General features: G+C 44.3%; 17 protein-coding genes. 7 read left to right on the top strand and 10 right to left on the bottom strand.

All coding sequences use genetic code 11. From position 1 onward, the window contains the following. Positions 1 to 94: 94 nt before the first annotated feature. Together VXQ11_RS04660 and orn are read right to left on the bottom strand one after the other, a co-directional pair. Entirely contained in the window at positions 95 to 865 is a 771-nt protein-coding gene (locus VXQ11_RS04660; RefSeq protein ID WP_191730384.1) for a ThiF family adenylyltransferase, read from the bottom strand. A 474-nt stretch (positions 866 to 1339) separates the two neighbouring features. Then, positions 1340 to 1897, bottom strand: a complete 558-nt coding sequence (gene orn / locus VXQ11_RS04655; protein WP_005103209.1) for an oligoribonuclease — start codon at positions 1895 to 1897, stop codon at positions 1340 to 1342. 125 nt (positions 1898 to 2022) lie between these two features. Between orn and rsgA the strand changes: the two genes are divergently transcribed. From rsgA to secB, 4 genes are all read left to right on the top strand, one after another. Next, positions 2023 to 3081: a ribosome small subunit-dependent GTPase A gene (rsgA, locus tag VXQ11_RS04650; RefSeq protein ID WP_416705527.1), complete on the top strand. Its 1059-nt coding sequence runs from the start codon at positions 2023 to 2025 to the stop codon at positions 3079 to 3081. Positions 3082 to 3174: 93 nt separating this feature from the next. After that, positions 3175 to 3582 (top strand): rhodanese-like domain-containing protein, encoded by a 408-nt coding sequence (locus tag VXQ11_RS04645; protein ID WP_064094799.1) that lies wholly within the window; start codon positions 3175 to 3177, stop codon positions 3580 to 3582. 21 nt (positions 3583 to 3603) lie between these two features. Beyond that, complete coding sequence (gene grxC / locus VXQ11_RS04640; protein WP_004278388.1) at positions 3604 to 3858, top strand: glutaredoxin 3; 255 nt, start codon at positions 3604 to 3606, stop codon at positions 3856 to 3858. A 38-nt stretch (positions 3859 to 3896) separates the two neighbouring features. Beyond that, on the top strand, positions 3897 to 4355 hold the full coding sequence (gene secB, locus VXQ11_RS04635) for a protein-export chaperone SecB (RefSeq protein WP_064094800.1): 459 nt from the start codon (positions 3897 to 3899) through the stop codon (positions 4353 to 4355). A 235-nt stretch (positions 4356 to 4590) separates the two neighbouring features. Here secB and VXQ11_RS04630 read toward each other — a convergent pair whose 3' ends face one another. From VXQ11_RS04630 to VXQ11_RS04600, 7 genes are all read right to left on the bottom strand, one after another. After that, the gene (locus VXQ11_RS04630) at positions 4591 to 5397 is read right to left on the bottom strand and encodes an enoyl-ACP reductase FabI (protein WP_416705526.1); all 807 of its coding nucleotides are present in this window, start codon (positions 5395 to 5397) and stop codon (positions 4591 to 4593) included. A gap of 127 nt (positions 5398 to 5524) precedes the next feature. Beyond that, positions 5525 to 6346 (bottom strand): TatD family hydrolase, encoded by an 822-nt coding sequence (locus tag VXQ11_RS04625; RefSeq protein WP_416705525.1) that lies wholly within the window; start codon positions 6344 to 6346, stop codon positions 5525 to 5527. Further along, on the bottom strand, positions 6343 to 7305 hold the full coding sequence (locus VXQ11_RS04620) for an RsiV family protein (protein WP_416705524.1): 963 nt from the start codon (positions 7303 to 7305) through the stop codon (positions 6343 to 6345). The genes VXQ11_RS04625 and VXQ11_RS04620 overlap by 4 nt, the downstream gene beginning before the upstream one ends. Before the next feature lie 47 nt (positions 7306 to 7352). Then, positions 7353 to 8174: a hypothetical protein gene (locus VXQ11_RS04615; protein ID WP_191730380.1), complete on the bottom strand. Its 822-nt coding sequence runs from the start codon at positions 8172 to 8174 to the stop codon at positions 7353 to 7355. A 111-nt stretch (positions 8175 to 8285) separates the two neighbouring features. Beyond that, positions 8286 to 9878, bottom strand: coding sequence for a peptide chain release factor 3 (locus VXQ11_RS04610; protein WP_064094805.1), 1593 nt, complete (start codon positions 9876 to 9878; stop codon positions 8286 to 8288). 143 nt (positions 9879 to 10021) lie between these two features. Further along, complete coding sequence (locus VXQ11_RS04605) at positions 10022 to 11872, bottom strand: putative bifunctional diguanylate cyclase/phosphodiesterase (RefSeq protein WP_416705523.1); 1851 nt, start codon at positions 11870 to 11872, stop codon at positions 10022 to 10024. Positions 11873 to 12307: 435 nt separating this feature from the next. Then, positions 12308 to 14494 (bottom strand): carboxy terminal-processing peptidase, encoded by a 2187-nt coding sequence (locus tag VXQ11_RS04600; protein ID WP_064094807.1) that lies wholly within the window; start codon positions 14492 to 14494, stop codon positions 12308 to 12310. Between the two features lie 199 nt (positions 14495 to 14693). Between VXQ11_RS04600 and nagZ the strand changes: the two genes are divergently transcribed. After that, on the top strand, positions 14694 to 15716 hold the full coding sequence (gene nagZ, locus VXQ11_RS04595) for a beta-N-acetylhexosaminidase (RefSeq protein WP_416705522.1): 1023 nt from the start codon (positions 14694 to 14696) through the stop codon (positions 15714 to 15716). A 123-nt stretch (positions 15717 to 15839) separates the two neighbouring features. After that, complete coding sequence (locus VXQ11_RS04590) at positions 15840 to 16703, top strand: class I SAM-dependent methyltransferase (protein WP_416680405.1); 864 nt, start codon at positions 15840 to 15842, stop codon at positions 16701 to 16703. A gap of 28 nt (positions 16704 to 16731) precedes the next feature. On the opposite strand, the gene VXQ11_RS04585 is transcribed toward VXQ11_RS04590, so the two are convergent. Then, complete coding sequence (locus VXQ11_RS04585; RefSeq protein ID WP_416705521.1) at positions 16732 to 18069, bottom strand: alpha/beta fold hydrolase; 1338 nt, start codon at positions 18067 to 18069, stop codon at positions 16732 to 16734. A gap of 321 nt (positions 18070 to 18390) precedes the next feature. Here VXQ11_RS04585 and VXQ11_RS04580 point away from each other — a divergent pair, with 321 nt between their 5' ends. Continuing rightward, positions 18391 to 19656: a glutamate-5-semialdehyde dehydrogenase gene (locus tag VXQ11_RS04580; RefSeq protein ID WP_144724111.1), complete on the top strand. Its 1266-nt coding sequence runs from the start codon at positions 18391 to 18393 to the stop codon at positions 19654 to 19656. The last annotated feature ends 54 nt before the right edge of the window (positions 19657 to 19710 follow it).

The following is a 19710-nucleotide window of genomic DNA, read 5'->3' as shown; positions in this document are numbered from 1 at the left end:
GCTCCAAAACATTATTTTTGTTCTGTGAATGAATCCTTTCATTCTAAACGTCACTTGAAAAAAAGCACAGATACTGTGCTTTTTATTTTTCAAATCAGGATTTTGCTCTTTTACTATCGAGCTTTTTCAGCCCTTCTGCCACGGCGACCATGGCAAAACTGGAGGTCACCACCACAGCCGACCCATACCCTCCACATCGCAAACCGGCACTGGCACAGACATCGGCACTTGAGAATGGATTATCAATTGAATAGACACAGGTAATACCGAATTTTTCTTTGGGCTTTTTACAGATGCCTTTAGCACGTAACTGGGCACGCAATTTGGCCAGCATCGGATCCTGCTCGGTTTTAGATAAATCTGCAACACGAATTTTCAGTGGATCCAGTTTACCCCCTGCCCCGCCCGATACGATTAACGGAATCTTGTTAAAGCGACAATGTAACATCAAGGCGAATTTGGCTTTGACATCATCGATGCAATCTAAAATCAGATCCGGTGTCGGAGCTAAAATTTCTTTGATATTCTCAGGTGTCAGATAATCATCAATCAGATTGATTTTAATCCGTGGATTAATTGCACGACACCGCTCGGCCATAACTTCAATTTTTTCATGACCCAAGGTGGTACTCATGGCAGGTAACTGGCGGTTGATATTTGATGCTGCGACGACATCCATATCGACCAAGGTCAGTTCGCCAATTCCGCTACGTGCCAGAGCTTCTACTGCCCATGAACCGACACCGCCGATACCGATCACCATCACATGACTTTTTTCATAATGGCTAAAGCTATCTTCTCCATAAATTTTGGCAACACCGGCAAAGCGGCGCTCATATTCATCGTCTTGAAGCAGATCAGTCATAAGTCATCAATAGCAGTTAAATCACAGTTTATTTTAGCAAAGTCAGCATTGTTTTACTGCTCCTAAAATTTCGATACAAAATCCATCAAGAAAATCAGAAAGATAAATTCAGGAACACCTTATAATTGAATAAAATTTATACATATAATTTTAAATTAAATAGAATTTTAAATATAGGAGTCAAACCCTGTGCTCATCAATGCTCTTTTGACTCTCAACTTTATACTGATTGCGTTACATTTATATTTTTACAGTAGCCAAAAGCAGAAAAACTATGGGCTGAGTATTTTTATTCGTTTGCTGACTTTAGGCTTGTTTGGTTTTGTGATCTTGGATCGTTATGAAACCCAGACCCATTTGATTTTGGTGCTTGTATCGTGGGCCATATTTGAAATCATAGAGGGTCTTTTTAAAAAGAAAAAAGCCTCAGCACCATAAAAAAAGAGGCTTACGCCTCTTTTTCATCTATCGGAATTAGTCTTTATTCATGATGAAAAAATATTCACGATAGTATTTCAGTTCGGCAATTGAATCACGAATGTCATCCATCGCCAGATGCGAGGCATTTTTCTTGAGGCCACTCATGATTTCCGGGCGCCAGCGTTTGGCCAGTTCTTTCACTGAAGAAACATCCAGATTACGGTAATGGAAATACTGTTCCAGTTCAGGCATTAGGCGGTGCAGGAAACGACGATCCTGACAGATCGAGTTACCACACATTGGTGATGATTTTGGATTCACCCATTTTTTCAGAAATTCAAGCGTTTGCTGCTCGGCATCCTGAGCGGTCAGTTTACTGCGACGCACACGTTCAATCAGGCCAGACTGACCATGTTGACGGGTATTCCATTCATCCATCGCATTTAACAGACGGGCAGGCTGATGCACCGCAAGCACAGGACCTTCAGCCAGAATATTTAAATTGTCATCGGTTACAATCGTCGCAATTTCAATAATTTGGTCATTGTCTGTGTCTAGACCTGTCATTTCCAGGTCAATCCAAATCAGGCGGGTATCAGCGGTACTGCTCATAAATGTGCAATCTTATTGGGTTTAAAAACAACTATAGTAGCAAATTAATTACATCTTGGGTGTCATTCGGGGGCTGCTTCATGCTATTTTTGCCATCTGATTTACCCGGTTTTTTTAGGATATGAATGGCCTTAATACGTAAGCGTCGTCTGACAGAGCAACAACAGCGCCGCATTCAGAAACAACAGAAAACACGTCAAGAAGATCTCGATACCTCCAGCGATCTCGAAGGTCTAGTGGTGCAACATTATGGTCGTCAACTTGAAGTGCAGGCCTTGTCTACCCCCGACATTCATCCTGAAAAACCGGTGGTACAAGAGGGCGAACCTGAACCTTTCTGGAAAGAAATCGAGCTAGGCAGTGTCTGGCGCTGTCATACCCGAACCAATCTGGATTTACTGGTCACTGGGGATCGGGTTAAATGGCAAGCCGATCCAAATACCGGTTTGGGGATTATCACCGCGATTCATCCCCGCAAATCGTTATTGACACGCCCCGACCGCTATCACAAGGTTAAACCGGTTGCGGCCAACATTTCACTGATTGTGATTGTATTCGCTCCTCTGCCTGAGCCGGCGCCGGGTCTGATCGACCGTTATCTGGTGGCCTGTGCCGATGCCGACATTCCTGCGCTACTGGTAATGAACAAAGCCGATTTGTTGAAAGAAAACGATCCGATTCTGAATCTGTTACAAGAATATCAGGATCTCGGTTATGAAGTGATGCAGACCCAGTCCGATGGCGACCTGACTGCACTGTCTAATCGTCTGAAAAATGAAACTGTGGCCTTTGTCGGTCAATCGGGTGTCGGTAAAAGTACGCTGATTAATGCGATCGTGCCGGATGCTGCACAAAAGACCAATATCATTTCTGAAAACTCGGCACTGGGTCAACATACCACGACTTCGACGCGCCTGATTCCATTCGGGGAAAATGCTGCGCTGATCGACTCACCGGGAATCCGGGAATTTGGTCTCTGGCATCTGACTTTAGACAAGATCCAGACTGGTTTTCCTGAAATAGAAAATCTGCTCGGTCACTGCCAGTTCCGCAACTGTACCCATAAACATGAAAAGCAGTGTGCCTTACGTCAGGCAGCAGCAGCAGGTGAAATTTTGCCGCGCCGACTGGACAGCTATTTGCGTTTAATCGACGAAATTACTGAAGCACAGCAAAAAAATTAATTTTCTTAAGGCCTCGCCCTTGAAGCGGTGATTTTGATCACCATATTTATGAGCTATACTCTTGGCAATTTTAAAATTGTAATTAGGTGAATTGTGGAACGTTGGTTCGAGTTTATGGGGAATCACCCCTTCTTATTTGGAACACTCGCGGTATTAGTGGTTTTGTTCTTCATTGTCGAAGGCCAACGTAACGGTCGCAAAATCTCTCCGCAATCGCTGGGAATTTTAGTCAAAGCAAAAAATGCCATGCTGATTGATTTACGCGATGCCAAAGACTTCCGTGAAGGTCATATCAGTGGCAGCCGTAATATTCCATATAGCCAGATTACAAAACATGTTGAAGAGCTTAAAGCATCTGATCGCCCTTTGGTGTTCATTTGCAACCTTGGACAGGTGGCTGGTACTGCGTTACAACAGGTCGGTCATGCCGATGCCTACCGTCTTGATGGCGGCATCAGCAACTGGAAAGCTCAAGGTTTACCTTTGGTGAAAAGCAAATAATCCACGAACAGGAGATTGATCATGGCTGAAGTGACTATTTATTCGACGACTGTATGTCCTTATTGCGTACGTGCGAAACAGCTATTGGAACGCAAAGGTGTGGCATATAAAGAGATTAATTTATCTCAGGAAGCACCAGAAGTCCGTCTTGAATTGATGCAGCGTACCAATCACCGTACCGTGCCACAAATTTTTATTAATGATCAGTTTATCGGTGGTTTCGACCAGCTTTATGCTTTAGAGCGTGAAGGCAAACTTGATGAATTACTGGCTTAACCTTACTAAAATTATCACTTCATATTAAGGATCAAAAAATGAGTGAAGAACAACAAGCTCAACCACAATTGGCATTAGAGCGTATTTATACCAAAGATATTTCTTTTGAAGTTCCTGGGGCGCAAGTTTTTACCAAACAATGGCAGCCTGAGTTAAACATCAATCTTTCTTCTTCTGCAGAAAAAATTGATGAAACTCATTTTGAAGTGACGTTGAAAGTCGTGGTTCAAGCAACCAACGAAGGTGATACCGCGTTTATCGTTGATGTCACTCAAGCCGGTATTTTCCTGATTGATGGCGTTGAAGAAGAGCGTCTGCCATATATCCTGGGTGCTTATTGCCCGAATATCCTGTTCCCGTTCCTACGTGAGGCAGTGAATGATATGGTGACTAAAGGCAGTTTCCCACAGTTACTGCTTACACCAATCAACTTCGATGCTGAATTTGAAGCCAATATGCAACGTGCCCAAGCCGCTGCTGTGGATGGTCAAGCTTAATCGCTGCCCTTAAAATCTAAAAAAGACCGCTTATGCGGTCTTTTTTTGAGCCCCTCTTTTTAAAGAGAGATTTGGGGAGATTAATTTCTTAACTCAATCCCTCCTCACCTCCCTTTAAAAAGGGAGGAATTCTCTCATCTTCTAGAAGATGACAAGCACTGCTAGTAAGGGAGAGGTAAATAAAAATTCCCTCATCCCGACCTTCTCCCAAAGGGAGAAGGTGAAAAGCAGATTTTTATTCCGCATCTGCCATCAATTCAGCGCTCATACCAACAGTGTTAAAGCCGGCATCAACATACAGGATTTCACCCGTAATCCCGTTGGCCCATGGCGAGCACAGGAATAAGGCAGCATTACCCACATCTTCAATCGTCACATTACGTTTTAATGGTGCAACTTTCTCATTCAGGTCGAGCATTTTACGGAATGATTTAATACCTGACGCTGCCAAGGTACGGATTGGACCCGCAGAGATCGCGTTCACACGAATCCCTTCATGACCCAAGCTAGACGCCAAATAACGTACGCCAGCTTCTAAAGAGGCTTTGGCCATACCCATGACGTTATAGTTTGGCATCACGCGCTCAGAACCTTGATAAGTCAGCGTTAGCAGGCAGCCCTGACGGACTTGCAGCAAAGGTTTTGCCGCGCGTGCCATTGCGATAAAACTATAGGCACTGATGTCATGCGCAATATTAAAACCTTCACGATCCGTGATTTCGGTGAAGTCGCCATCCAGCGTATGTGCCGGTGCAAAACCAATAGAATGCACTACGCCGTCCAGACCATCCCAGTGTTTAGCCAGTTCAGCAAATGCATTGTCAATTTCAGCATCTACTGCCACATCACAAGGAAAAACCAGTTTCGAACCAAACTGTTCAGCAAAGTCATCTACCCGCTTTTTCAGCTTTTCATTTGGATAAGTAAAAGCCAATTCAGCACCTTCACGATGCAATGCTTGAGCAATACCAAAAGCGATCGATAATTTACTCGCAATGCCCGCGATCAAGAAGCGCTTACCCGCCAAAAGTCCTTGTGCCATGTGAATCTCACCTAAAAAAATGTATATGGCATGATGCCAAGTCTGAAGCATTTTAGAAATTGCATAATGCACCTTTTTTTCTATTTATGATGAACTGGAAATTTAAGACCGAGTTAAGAGTATTAACTTAAATGGTCAAATGCAGAGCCTGATGGGTATTTTGCCAGAGCTGTTCAGCCAGCTCCTCTTTATGCATATGCAGGCTTTTTGCCAGCCCTTGCAACACATAAGGTAAATTGACAGGCGTATTTCTAGTACGATGCTCGCTCGAACTTTGACAACAAAGCGGCGTCATATCCGGACAGTCGGTTTCCAGCACCAGATGTTCTGGTCCGACATACTGCACCACTTGATGCAGTTTTTTGGCGTTTGGATTGGTGATTTGCCCAGTAATACCCAGTTTGAATCCCAGCTTGATAAAGGCTTTAGCTTCCTCAATTCCACCACCAAAGGCATGTGCAATGCCGCCCTGTTTAAATCGGTGTTGTTTTAACATCTGCAAAACCTCCGCATGGGATTTACGGATATGCAGCAAAACCGGCTTATCGAATTGCTGCGCCAGTTCCAGTTGTGCAGCAAAAAAATCTTTTTGTTTCTGAAAAATTTCAGCCTGTTTGTGCTGTTTTAAAAAGGTATCCAGACCGATTTCACCAATGGCAATACATCGTTCATGATGAAGCAGTTGTTCCAGCTCCTGCAAATGAGCAACCTGATGCTGTTCAATATAAAACGGATGCAAGCCCGGTGCTAAATGGCTTTGCGGTGCATTTTCCAGATCATTGATAAGGTCGCGAGTTCTTAGTAGGTCAGCAAAACGGTTTTGCAAAAAACCTATTAAAACCAGATGCTCAACACCGGCAGTTTTGGCCGCATACGCCAACTGTTCCCGATCAGGATCGAACTCGGGAACATCAAAATGGGTATGCGTATCAAACAGCTTTAAGGTCATTTGGCTTTTGCAGCAGGCGCTGGCTTTATTTCAGAGGCAGCATTTTCTGTGTGCGGCAAATATTCCGGTTTCAGCACACCTTGTAACTGCTCATACGGAATCATCAAACGTGGCAAACCGGCGACATAAGGTCCAATTTCATATTCGGCATATTGCAAGACCAGACCTTGCTGGGCCAGATAGAAGTTATCACTAAGCTTGAACTTCCAGGCCTGTTCATACTCGGCCACATCTTTGGCAAGCTTGGATTCTACCACCCAGTCTTTAAAAGCTTCATAGGCACGCGTTTCGAGTTTGGTTTTTTGCTTGGCCGCAATAATGTCGTCCAACTTGACCAGTTTTTGCTGTTCGAGATCAAAGTTATAATAAGTCTGTGCAGATGCCCCATGTGCTCCTCCCAGATAATAACTGCTGTTCAGAACCACGGTCGCAAGGGGATCCCCTGAATTCAGAATCTTGGGTTTAATCATCAGGCTGATGCTATGACTGGCACTCAGGGCTTTGAGTTCTTTATCCAGATTCAAAAAAGTCTGTATATAAGGCTGAATTTGCTGTTCAAGCTGCTGTTTCGGTGTCGCTACCGTTGTCAAAGCAGCTTTGGGTTCAGAGGCAGCCGCTTCTGCTTCACTAGCCGCGGTCTCTTTTGCCGGTTCAATCGCATCTACAGACAGGATACTTTTCAACTGTTGTAGAATCTGCTGATCAATCCATTCATTAACAAAACTTTGATTACTGTTCAGGCGTTCAATCGAGATTTCCGGGCAGCTTTTGTCTTCACATTCCGGAATTGTCAGCTTGAGTTTTTCAGTATCACCCGTGAGTTTAATTACTTCAGGCTCGGTTTGTACCACTTCAGGAGCAGTCGACTCTTTTGGGGCATCGCCCTTTGGCTGGCAGGCACTCAGCAGCACCGCTGATGCCAGTATGGATAGACAAAAAATATTCTTATATCTTGGCATTCACTCACCTTTTCGGAACCTGTAATCATCTTGCAAGATCATCAGCTTTAAAACATATGCTGATAGATCTCAGCTTTCAAGACCTGTTGTGTTTGTTGTTTTGTTAAATAAATATCCAGTTGCTTGGCGTCTTTACTGATTTCATGACTGCGAAAATGCAGACCGATGCCTTCCTGATCAAAGAACCAGTCAGCTTGGCCCCAATACAGTTTTTTTGGTGCTTTTTGCTGAACTTGCGAATTGTTTTCTTTTAACCAGGTTTGATAAGCCTGCTGAATAATCTGATCCATCAGCAACTGCTGTTTAGAGTCGATAATATCAAGTGGGGTCAGCATTTTCTGCTGGCGGCGATCGGCCACAAAAAAATAATAGCGCTCATGCACGCTGACATTTTCCTGTTTGGAATCCACCCCGATCTGCATCAGCACATACTGATTGCGCTGGTAAGGAATACGGGTATATAGCGACAGTTCATAAGCCTTGTTCAAATTGAGCTGAGCTTGCCAGGCATCCGATTTTTTCACATAGGCATTGATGGCCTGCTGTAAATTCATGTCCTGTTTCAAGCCAATTTGATCCTGAATCACTTTTGCCTGCTGCTTTTCAATCCATTGGTTCATCCATGGATCAACCGTATCTAAGGTCTGAATATCCAGATTGATACAGTTTTTATTTTCACAGAATGGCAAGGCAATCTTGGCCGGCTGCTCTTGAATATTCAGATACGGCAAGACATCAGCATTCTTCGCTACAGTGATTTTTTCATTTTTTGGAGTAGTAAGGGATTCTTTTTCACCTTGATCACAGCCATTTAGGACAAGGCTTAAACCAATCACAGAACCGAGGACGACTTCCTTACTGAGCTTCATTCTCTTTACTATATCTATCGAGTTATTAACTGCTTAAATGTAGCATAAAACAAAACAGCTTCCGGAGAAGCTGCTTCATATTTTTAGACTTTGGCTGCGAACCCTGAAATTTTAGTGTTCGCGTGTATTACGGAACACGATATCCGGATAGCGCTCTTGCATCAGCTGTAAATTCACCCGGCTTGGGGCAAGATAAGTTAAATGACCACCACCATCGACAGACAACTGGTCATGGGCTTTTTTCTTGAATTCATTGAATTTCTTCTCATCATCACAAGATACCCAACGTACTGTGTTGATGTTGACAGGTTCATAAACACAGTCGACCTTATATTCTTCTTTCAGACGGTAAGCCACCACTTCAAACTGTAGCACACCCACAGCACCCACGATCAGATCGTTGTTATTCTGCGGCATGAATACCTGGGTTGCCCCTTCTTCTGAAAGCTCTTTCAGACCTTTTTGCAGCTGCTTGGATTTTAATGGATCCTTCAATCGGACACGACGGAACATTTCCGGCGCAAAGTGCGGAATACCGGTAAACTGAAGTTTCTCACCCGAGGTAAATGTATCACCGATCTGGATAGTGCCATGGTTATGCAGACCAATAATATCACCCGGCCAGGCTTCTTCAAGATGCTGACGGTCTCCTGCAAGGAAAGTTAAGGCATCGCTGATGCGCACATCTTTATCCAGACGCACATGCTTCATCTTCAGGCCTTTTTCATACTTGCCTGAACATATCCGCATGAAAGCAATACGGTCACGGTGTTTTGGATCCATATTGGCCTGAATTTTAAAGACAAAACCGGTAAAACCTTCTTCATTCGCTTCTACAACACGATCTTGGGTCGGATGAGCTTTCGGTGGTGGTGCATATTGGCTGAAAGCATCCAGAACATGGTCGACACCAAAGTTACCCAAGGCTGTACCGAACAGAACAGGTGTTTGACGACCCGCCAGAAACTCTTCACGATCCAAAGGCTCATTGGCCATTTGTACCAGTTCCAGCGATTCTTCAAATGCTGCCCAAGCCAGATCACCTACTTTCTCGCGAAGATCCGGATAGTCATAACCATCGCGTACCTCAATGTCGGTAATCACTGAACCGAAGCCCGCTTTATAAACATAAAACTTGTCTTCGATCAGGTTATAAACACCAGCGAAGTCACGACCTGTACCCAATGGCCAAGTTAATGGTACACATTTAATTTTTAGAACGTTTTCAATTTCATCAAGAAGTTCGAGCGGCTCACGGATTTCACGGTCCATTTTGTTGACGAATGAGATGATCGGGGTATCGCGCATCCGACACACTTCCATCAGTTTAATGGTACGGTCTTCGACACCTTTTGCCCCGTCAATCACCATCAGCGCAGAGTCTACTGCGGTTAAGGTACGATAGGTATCTTCCGAGAAGTCCTCATGTCCCGGGGTATCCAGAAGATTGATCATCTTGTCTTTAAAAGGAAATTGCATCACCGAAGTCGTGATCGAGATACCACGCTCTTTTTCCATTTCCATCCAGTCCGATGTTGCGGCCCGGTCAGATTTACGGCTTTTTACCATCCCGGCTACCTGAATGGCCTGACCCCATAACAGCAATTTTTCTGTCATGGTGGTTTTACCGGCATCGGGGTGGGAAATAATAGCGAACGTACGTCGCTGGGCGACTTGTGCCGCCAGTTCTTGCTTAAAGCTCATGAAATATACCTACTGCTCAATGCACAGCATTCGAGATCAAATTCGATCAATATGAAAAAAATTGGCGATATTGTAGCAGAGTTTCAGGGTGGAGTTCCGTGAGCCATATTGTCTATCCTGACGCTCAATCAATTAGAGCGCTATTAATGGAATTGTAAACTTTCTAAACGTTGTTCATCTACCGGCAAGCCCAGTAAAAAACCTTGTAACTGTTCACAACCGAGCCGGGTTAAAATTTCCGCTTGCGCTTCTGTTTCAACACCTTCCGCGGTCACCACCAATCCCAGTTTCATGGCCAGCTGAATAATGCTTTCCAGAATTATTTCTTCTTTGGAGCCGACTGCCAGATTTTTGATAAATTCCCGGTCAATTTTTAATTCATCTACGGCTAAATTCTTTAAATAGAGAAAACTTGAATGTCCCGTACCAAAATCATCAATAGCCAGACGGATGCCCATTTGTCTTAAGCGCTTGAAGCTGCGAATACTCACATCAATGTGATGCATGGCAGTCGACTCAGTAATCTCGATCATCAAATGCCGAGGACTAATTTTATATTGGGCAAATAACTTTTCCAAGGTACTAAAAAGCTGCTTATGCTCAAATTGTACCGCAGACAAATTAACCGCAACAGGGAAAAATTCGGTATGTGTATCTTGCCATTTTTGAATCTGCTGACAGGCCAACTCTAATGCCCAATAGCCCATTTGAATAATCAGTCCGGTTTTTTCAGCTGCATTGATAAACAGATTCGGGCCAAGCAATCCAAACTGGGGATGGTTCCAGCGGATTAATGCCTCTACCCCACACAAGCTACGGTCCCTGGTCCTAAACTTTGGCTGATAGAACAGTACAAACTGCTGTTCTTCCACCGCTTTATACAGATCATTAATCAGGGTACTTTGACTCTTGCTTTCATCCTGATCGGTAGAATAGTTAAACACCGAATAGGTATTGCGTCCCTGATACTTGGAACTGAGCATGGCAGCATCGGCATTGACTAACAAATCCTGTAAATTTTTGCCATGTTCCGGATACATGGCAATACCAATACTGCCCGAGATATGAATACTCTTGCCTTCAATCAGGAAACTTTCCTGGATCAGCTCGAGAATCTTTTCTGACATTTTTGCCGCTTTGGTAACAGAGGTATTTTCCAGTACCAGCAGAAATTCATCGCCGCCGATTCTGAGCAGCTTGGAGTGATGACCCAATAACTGGTGAATCCGTGTGGTCAACTGAATCAGCAACTGGTCACCGACCAGATGGCCAAACACATCATTGACCGCCTTAAAACGGTCCAGATCAATGTATAAAAAAGCAATTTCATGCTGCTGGGGCTGATCAGAAAATAATTTATTTGCATACTCAGCCAGATATAGACGGTTGGGTAATTTGGTCAGATTATCCTGAATGGTCTGGTTTTCAATTTGCTGATTGGCCCAAGCAAGCTGACGATTGCGTGAACCGACACGCAGTTCGGACACAACGATACAAATCAGCGTTAGCAGTAACAGCCCGCTCATTAATATTATGGCCAGAAAAAGCTGATCCTGTGTATGGGTAAATTGCGGGAACTGTAGCACATTGCTAGCAGTAAAATTGAATGCCATCATGCTGATATAATGCATACCAAAGATACCAAGCGCGATTATCCCGGTGACAAGAACTATTCGAAAAAACGACCAAGTCTTCCGTGTACTCAACCAGAAGATAAAGATAGCGGCAAAGCATACCACCAGAACAGAAAGGAGCAGTATCCCCCAATCTATTTCATATGTATGCAGCATAAAACTTGCTGTCAGCCCGATAAAATGGATCAACCAGATCAATAGTCCCAATAGCATAGCTGTTAGCATTAAACTGAAAGTTTTAACATTTGGCTGCGCAGCCCCTGAAGCAAATTTTTTAATCCGGATAATCAGATAACAAGCAATCAATGCTGAAAGAATGGAAGCGGTGACCAGAGTAATATCATGCTGAATTTCAATCATATAAAATGCTCCCCATCGGTGACCATTTTTATAATACTCTGCACTGGTATTTCCATTTTCATCCGGTCAAATTTGAACTTATTAAAATCATCAAGCTGAACATCAATGCAAGTGAATTCATCTGCAACAGCATCAGTCTTAACTCAAACTTAGAATTTATATTTCTTTCTTTTGAAGTTGAGAATTGCCCCTAAAATCTGACTCAACATAAAAATAAAATATGACTTATATATTAGAAGTGTTTCAAATTTAAGCAAATATTTAGCTTCATTTTTTTAGCTCATTTATTCGACCACCGTCACAATTTTTTTCTTTTTATTTAGATAGATGGCACTTCATAGCAAAATTTAATTTGGTCTTTTGTGCAAACTGGCCGAATAAAAAAATAGCCTGTCGAAACAGGCTATTTTAATAAAAGATAAATAAAGTTAAATCTTAGGATTTTTTCTGCAGGTTGGCATAATCGAGTAACACATTTGCCGCTTCAATCACAAAAGCTTCTTCTTCAGGCAAAGCCGGACGTTCTTTGGCCTTCATCTTGGCACGCGTTTCAATCAAGGCATCCATCGAAGCCTGATAACTTTCCCAATTCGGATAAGGCTTAAGACCTGTAGCAATACGGCGGGCATTTTCTGCTTCCAGCGTTTTTTGCTCCATTGCAATCAGCTCGGCTTTACGCTGTTGCAAGTCCAGTACCTGACGCTTTTCTTCTTCAGCTTTCTTCATTACGGCTTTACGCTGTTCCAAATACTTGAACTGAGAATCAAGTGAAACCCGTTGCTGAGAAAGTTTAGCCAGTTCAGGGACATATTTCTGTACTGCGCCTTCACGTTTAAATGGCGCAGTTGGAATGGTATCCCACTGCAAGGCATTTTTGGCCTTACGCTCACCGAACTCTTCGTTATAAATATCAACCAGTTTAATGTCCGGAATGACCCCTTTATTTTGGGTACTGCCACCGGTCACACGGTAGAATTTACGCTGGGTCAGTGTCGCCTGTCCATGTGCCAAGCTATCCAGTTGTACCTGTGCCGTACCTTTACCTGTGGTGGTACTGCCAATCACAATCCCGCGCTCATAATCCTGAATCGCAGCAGAGTAAATTTCACTGGCTGAAGCAGATGCCAGATTGACCATCACTGCCAGTGGACCTGCATAGGTTTGTGCGCCGCCATCATCATCTTCAAAGACGCTAACGTTGCCATTACCATCACGGATCTGTACCACTGGACCAGACTTGATCACCTGTCCGAGCATACGTGCCACTTCCTCCAGTGAACCGCCTGGGTTATTGCGCAAATCGACAATAATCCCGGCAACATTCTTCGCTGCCAGCTCTTTCAAGGCCTTGTTGGTATCTTCAGAGACCGAGCGATAATCCGTACCCGCACGGCGTGCACGATAGTTCAGATAGAAAGACGGAATTTCGATCACACCATATTGATATTTTTTACCGTCACGTTGAATCTCAACTACACGTGTACGTACACCTGCATCTTCTTCCTGGATCACATCACGGGTAATGGTCACATTACGTGCCTGTCCCATAGGAGCGCCTGCACCGAGTAAGCGTAAAGTGACTTTGGTGCCGCGCTTGCCGCGAATCAAACCGACAATTTCATTACTTGGCCAGCCAATAACATCGACCATCTGCTCGCCATCTTGAGCTACACCAATGATACGATCCCCTGATTTGACCTGGCCTGACTTACTGGCTGGACCACCTTCGACAATGGTTTCAATCTTGGTGTAATCTTCATTGCCGCGTTCCGGACGAATCGACACACCAATCCCTTCTAACTGCAAAGTCGTCTGACGATTCAGTTCCATCGCATCGACAGGCGGGAAGTAATTACTGTGCGGATCATAGGTCAGCATCATCGCGTTCAGTGTCTTGTCGAGCACATCATCGCTCTTGATGCGGCTGAGGCGTTCGAGCTGACGGGTGTAACGCTTAGTCAAGGTTTGCGCAGGCGTCAGATCTTCAGGACCTGTGAGATCCTGTCCATTGGCCAGTTCCGGATTGGCTTTCAGGGCTTTCTGCTTGGCCTGTTCTTCCTCTTTGCTGATAGTCAGATTGATCAGCTGAGACACCAGCATTTTTGACCAGTGCGCGCGCTGTTCAGCTTCTGTTTTAAAGAACGGTGCTTTTTCACGATCCGTTTCGATATAAACATTCGGCTGGTTCAGATTCTGCGGTTTTTTCAGCTCATTCAACATATACGTATAGAACTGGGTCAGACGCTGACGATATTGTTCATGTATTTCATAAGGACCCGACAAATTGCCGGCTTTCAGATTGGCACCAAAACTGGCACCATAACGTTTCTTGTAGTTTTCAACTTCTGGAGCCAGAAATAGACTATGTTCCGGATCAAGACTATCGATATAGAAATCAAAAATGCGCTGTGAAGTCTGAGCATCCAGACGCATATTCAAATAGTGCTGACGGTCCACTAGGGTTGCCAGCTGGCGTGACACTAGTGCCTGTTCTTGAGATGGCTGAATCGCCTTGCTGAGCACTTCTGTACTATTGGCCGCAATCGCATCATTCACTACATGGGTAAAAAAGAATCCACCTGTCGCAATCGCAACGGCGCAAGCTATCGTTTGAAATTTCATAAATAATTCGTACTTCCTTGGCCTAGAGACCAATGTGACCGTGTTGCTTTTCGACCAGAATTTAAAGTATTCAGCATCTTAAACAACTTAATATGTTTATGTCGTGTAGTTTTATCATATTCTGTGCTGACAAAGTGTAGCAAATCATTGCAGAAATCAGGTATTGTTTCCCCGAAAAATTCTAAAATGGAATCCACATATGATTGGCGCATTGATGCTCGACATCGCAGGCACCACCCTGACTCAAGAAGATATTGAACTATTAAGTGCGCCGCAAGTCGGTGGAGTCATTTTATTTGGTCGCAATATCGAATCTCCAGCTCAAGTCCGTGCCTTAACTGATCATATGCGTCAGGTTCGCCCGGATATTTTAATTGCGGTCGATCAGGAAGGCGGTCGTGTCCAACGTCTAAGACAGGGCTTTACCCTACTGCCTGCCATGGGAAAATTTGGCGAACTTTATACAAGCGATCCACAGCGCGCTCTGGAACTGGCTGAAAAATGCGGCTGGCTAATGGCGACTGAAGTACTGGCTGTCGGGATTGATTTCAGCTTTGCTCCTGTGCTGGATTTAAATGATATCAGCGATGTGATCGGTGATCGTAGCTTTGCCCAAAATATCCAGGACATTATTCCGCTGGCTGGCGCATTTCTGCACGGTATGAAACGTGCCGGCATGGCTTCAACCGGTAAACATTTCCCGGGTCATGGCTCGGTCAAAGCAGATTCGCATGTTGCTGCAGCAATTGATACGCGTTCCTACGCAGAGATCCAGCAAAAAGACATGCAAACCTTTATCCAGTTACAACCACAGCTGGATGCTTTAATGCCGGCTCATGTTATCTATAGCCAAGTGGATCCCAATCCGGCAGGTTTCTCGGAATTCTGGATTCAGAAAGTTTTGCGTCAGGAGCTCGGCTTTGACGGCGTCCTGTTCTCGGATGATTTAAGCATGCAGGCTGCCTGTGTTGCAGGCGATGCCGATGCCCGAATTCAGGCCGCCCTTAAAGCCGGTTGTGACATGGGTCTAGTCTGCAATGACCGTGCAGCACAATGCATTGCACTGGAAGGGATTGTTGATCTGCCCCTCCCGAACCAGCAACGTCTGGAACGCATGCGCGGCAACATCCCAAACATCCAGATTGGTGCAGAGCTTGATCTGGGAGAAGCATGGCGCAATATCCGTGACGAAATACTGGCATTCAAACAGCAGATGAGCTAAAGCTTTTTTAATCCAGTCAACACAAAAAAAGGAACACGACAAAGTGTTCCTTTTTAATTATAGTAATGAAAAGGTTACACTATTATGTAATTAACTTAAAAATAAAAATAAGGTAAGAACGATATGACAGAAACACTTTCACAACATCGCCATATTTCATTTACTGCGCACTATACCGGCTATATCTGGTATCAAATGGGGATCTCGCATCCAGCCTTTGCGACCACTAAAGGTAAAATTCTGGCCAAACTGCTTCACCCACTTGAGTCCTGGGCAGAGCGTTATGTCGGCGGTAGTATGCGTACGACACTGAAGCAGCGCCATCAGATGATTGATGAGCATTTGTGTCAACTGCTTGAGCAATATCCCCAGCTTCAGGTTCTTGAAATTGCCTGTGGACTATCTCCACGTAGCTGGAATTTCAGACAGAAATTTCCAGAAATTAATTATCGTGAACTGGATCTTCCCGATATGGCCAAGATCAAGACTCAGGCGTTGCAGCAAATCGATCAGCATGCCCCTGAAGTACTGACTGCCGATATTTTTAGTGAAGAGTTGGACTGTATTTTTCAGATGTTTGACCGCAACCAGCCCTTAGTGGTCATTAGCGAAGGACTGATTAATTATTTTGATCAGCAGATGTTACGCATTCTGATGCAGGGTATTACAGAAAATGCGCAGTATTTCCCGGCAGTTCACTATTTCAGCGATATTTATCCTGAACCGGTGAAAAATAAACTGGCGAACTTTATCTGGAGCAGTAGTCGTCTGCTTAAATTCATGTCTCGAAGTGCGTTTACCTTTCATTTTAAATCCCCCCAAGAACTGCAGCACTTTTTTCAAGATGCAGGATTTGACCAGGTTGAGGTACAACAACCTCAACGTTATTTTGCCGAGCCAGGCCAGCAAAATCCACGACCAGAACAGGATGAACATTTAGGTGATCTGGTCTGGATGATTCATGCAGTGAAAAAAAACAGCGTTTAAGTACGCTGTTTTTTTAAAGATGATGTTTTTAAATTACTGCATCCAATACTTCTGCCTGTAACAGCATTTTTTGTACTTGTATAAATTGCAATAAACGTTCTGCAACCTCAAAGCTGCCATGTTTGAATAAGGCACGCAGCTGTGTGTCATCCTGTTCAAAGAGCAGGCATTCAATCTGAAATTTCCCAGCTTCATCTTCAAGATGCAAAGCCAGATCACGTGGATGAGTTGCTGCACGTGCAACCTGTCCTGCATCTAACTCCAGCAATACTCCAAAAAAATTCATGTTCACTATCTCTGCTTTTAAAATGAGATCAGAATGACGATGACTTAAATAGCGCTGTGGATCTTGTACCTGAATCCGTTCTTCACCGCGACGTTCAAGCTGCTGCATTTGTTCACGCGTGAACGGAATAATGCCGTCTAGTTGATCAACAACTTCATCACGTAAAAAGGTTGCAAATAAATGCATGGTTTCTTTACGGCGTTGCAGCTGAGGTACATGGTCAGCACCTGCAATTTGCACATACTGCATATCCGGGCATTGCAGGGCAAAATCGGCATTCTCATGTGGCAAAGTAAAACTGTCATATTGGCCACATGCTACCAGTACTTTGCACTGTGGAATTGGTACATTGGTCAGACGCAACAAACGGTTGCAATTGACCTCATAGCGATCCTGTTCGGTCGCCGTAAATTCCGCCATCTGTTTAAAGAACAGGCGCTTTGCAGTAGGTGACATCCGGGTTTCGGCCAAACGTGCATGATTGACCAGATATAAAATGACAGCCTGACCAAATTCATCCATACGCTGTTCTTTCATCAGATGTAAGGATTCTTCCAGCAGCATGCGCCAGCTTTTACGGGTTTTCTGCATTACGCCCATCAGGATCATCCGGTCTACCAGTTCAGGACGTTGATCTGCCAGACAGGAGGCCACCACTGACCCCAAGGACATGCCTAGAATTGCCACTTGCGGTAGCTGCATCTGCTCCAGCCATCGTCCCAGCATCGCAGCAAGATCTTCGAGCTCCAGTGTTCCTGCAGACAGACCTGTGTCGACATTATTAATCTGCTGGTTCGCTCCCATGGAGGGCAGGTCAATCAGAATGATGGGGCCTGCATCAAAAAGCTGTTCTACACAATATTTGTAGGAATTAAAATTCTGAAAAGCTCCGCCAATAATCACCATGGGTCTTAAATGCAGAGTATCTGGACGGGCAATCGCCATATATTCAATTTTCCAGCCATTCATCCAGGTGGTACGTGGCGGCTGCTTAAAACTGTGCTTATCATAAAGATCAAAAAAGCCCTTATGGCTAGGTTGTTCCAATACTTGGGCATCCATATGAATGATGGAATTCATATTCCTTTTCCTCCGTCCTTGCCTTATTTTTATTGTGCAAGTCATGATGAACAGTCTTATATTTCAGGCGCATTCCGGTGTGCCTGAACACGCATCCTGCTCTTTAATAGTTATAAATGACTTCAATGTCGCGTGTTTCATTCTATACAGAGCTGCTTTTCACAAGCAACCGCTTGATTGACCACTTATCTGCTTTTAAACAGAAAAAAATTTCAAAATGTTTAGAAGTCTGCGAAAACAGATGATTTTTAACAGATGGGCTTCATTGTGCAGCAGCAGACTGTTAATATCGAAATGAAATTTCTAAGTGATCAAACCGCTATGCAAGAGTCTATTGAACAATATATGCAAACGGTAGGACAGCAGGCACGCCAAGCGTCTCGCATTTTGGCTCGTGCGTCTACCCAAACCAAAAACGATGCATTATCTGCTATTTATACGGCTTTAGAAAATAGCCAAGCTGCTATTTTGGCTGCTAACCAGAAAGATATGACCAAGGCACATAATAACAACCTGGATACAGCTCTGCTTGATCGCTTAGAACTGAACCCCGCACGCTTCGAAGGAATGTTACAAGGCCTCGAAGATGTCATTGGCCTGAAAGATCCGATTGGTGAAATTACGGATATGGCCTATCGCCCCTCCGGGATTCAGCTGGGCAAGATGCGTGTACCTTTAGGTGTGGTGGGCATGATCTATGAATCACGTCCTAACGTCACGCTGGAGGCCGCATCACTTGCGCTGAAATCAGGAAATGCCATTATTCTACGTGGTGGCTCGGAAGCGCTGGAATCGAATCAGGCAATTGCAGCCGCAATTCAACACGGGCTGAAAGTGGCAGGCTTGCCCGAAGCTGCCGTACAGGTCGTAAATACAACTGACCGTGCTGCCGTAGGCCAATTGATTACCATGACTGAATATGTAGATGTGATCGTGCCCCGTGGCGGCAAGAGCCTGATCGAGCGCATTACTGAAGAAGCACGTGTACCGGTCATTAAACATCTGGATGGCAACTGTCATGTCTATGTGGAAGCACAAGCGGACTTGTTAAAAGCATTGCCAATTGCTTTCAATGCCAAAACCCATCGCTATGGCGTATGTAATGCCATGGAAACCCTGCTGGTCGATGAAAAAGTTGCTGAAGAGTTCTTGCCACGTATTGCAGAACTGTATCAAGAGAAAAAAGTAGAGCTACGTGGTTGTAAACAAACTCAGCGTATCCTCGGTGATGCAGTAATTGCTGCCACTGAAGAAGACTGGTATACCGAATATCTTGGACCGATTCTGGCCATCAAGATTGTATCGGGTGTCGAGGAAGCCATTGAACATATCAACACATATGGCTCGCACCATACTGACTCTATCATTACTGAGAACTACAGTATTGCCCGTGAATTTTTAGCAGCTGTAGATTCCAGCTCGGTCATGATCAATGCATCTACCCGTTTTGCTGATGGTTTTGAATATGGTCTTGGTGCAGAAATCGGCATTTCGACCGACAAGATCCATGCTCGCGGTCCAGTTGGTCTTGAAGGCCTGACTTCCCAGAAATGGATCGTCTTTGGTGATGGTCAGATTCGCCAGTAAGTCTTTAGATCGCTCATTTAAAACAGCCTCATGTGTGAGGCTGTTTTTTTATGC

It is taken from the genome of Acinetobacter sp. 197 (assembly GCF_048148385.1).
GTDB classification, from domain to species: Bacteria; Pseudomonadota; Gammaproteobacteria; order Pseudomonadales; family Moraxellaceae; genus Acinetobacter; species Acinetobacter pecorum.
Note: the sequence above shows the minus strand (reverse complement) of the source record. Positions and strands in the feature narration are given on the sequence as shown.

Bases quoted from the DNA above. Each gene is read 5' to 3' on its own strand.
- VXQ11_RS04580 (WP_144724111.1), top strand. From the start codon at position 18,391: ATGCAAGAGTCTATTGAACAATATATGCAAACGGTAGGACAGCAGGCA.
- rsgA (WP_416705527.1), top strand. From the start codon at position 2,023: ATGGCCTTAATACGTAAGCGTCGTCTGACAGAGCAACAACAGCGCCGC.
- grxC (WP_004278388.1), top strand. From the start codon at position 3,604: ATGGCTGAAGTGACTATTTATTCGACGACTGTATGTCCTTATTGCGTA.
- secB (WP_064094800.1), top strand. From the start codon at position 3,897: ATGAGTGAAGAACAACAAGCTCAACCACAATTGGCATTAGAGCGTATT.
- VXQ11_RS04615 (WP_191730380.1), bottom strand. From the start codon at position 8,174: ATGAAGCTCAGTAAGGAAGTCGTCCTCGGTTCTGTGATTGGTTTAAGC.
- VXQ11_RS04600 (WP_064094807.1), bottom strand. From the start codon at position 14,494: ATGAAATTTCAAACGATAGCTTGCGCCGTTGCGATTGCGACAGGTGGA.
- VXQ11_RS04610 (WP_064094805.1), bottom strand. From the start codon at position 9,878: ATGAGCTTTAAGCAAGAACTGGCGGCACAAGTCGCCCAGCGACGTACG.
- VXQ11_RS04620 (WP_416705524.1), bottom strand. From the start codon at position 7,305: ATGCCAAGATATAAGAATATTTTTTGTCTATCCATACTGGCATCAGCG.
- nagZ (WP_416705522.1), top strand. From the start codon at position 14,694: ATGATTGGCGCATTGATGCTCGACATCGCAGGCACCACCCTGACTCAA.
- VXQ11_RS04585 (WP_416705521.1), bottom strand. From the start codon at position 18,069: ATGAATTCCATCATTCATATGGATGCCCAAGTATTGGAACAACCTAGC.
- VXQ11_RS04630 (WP_416705526.1), bottom strand. From the start codon at position 5,397: ATGGCACAAGGACTTTTGGCGGGTAAGCGCTTCTTGATCGCGGGCATT.
- VXQ11_RS04605 (WP_416705523.1), bottom strand. From the start codon at position 11,872: ATGATTGAAATTCAGCATGATATTACTCTGGTCACCGCTTCCATTCTT.
- VXQ11_RS04625 (WP_416705525.1), bottom strand. From the start codon at position 6,346: ATGACCTTAAAGCTGTTTGATACGCATACCCATTTTGATGTTCCCGAG.
- VXQ11_RS04590 (WP_416680405.1), top strand. From the start codon at position 15,840: ATGACAGAAACACTTTCACAACATCGCCATATTTCATTTACTGCGCAC.
- orn (WP_005103209.1), bottom strand. From the start codon at position 1,897: ATGAGCAGTACCGCTGATACCCGCCTGATTTGGATTGACCTGGAAATG.
- VXQ11_RS04660 (WP_191730384.1), bottom strand. From the start codon at position 865: ATGACTGATCTGCTTCAAGACGATGAATATGAGCGCCGCTTTGCCGGT.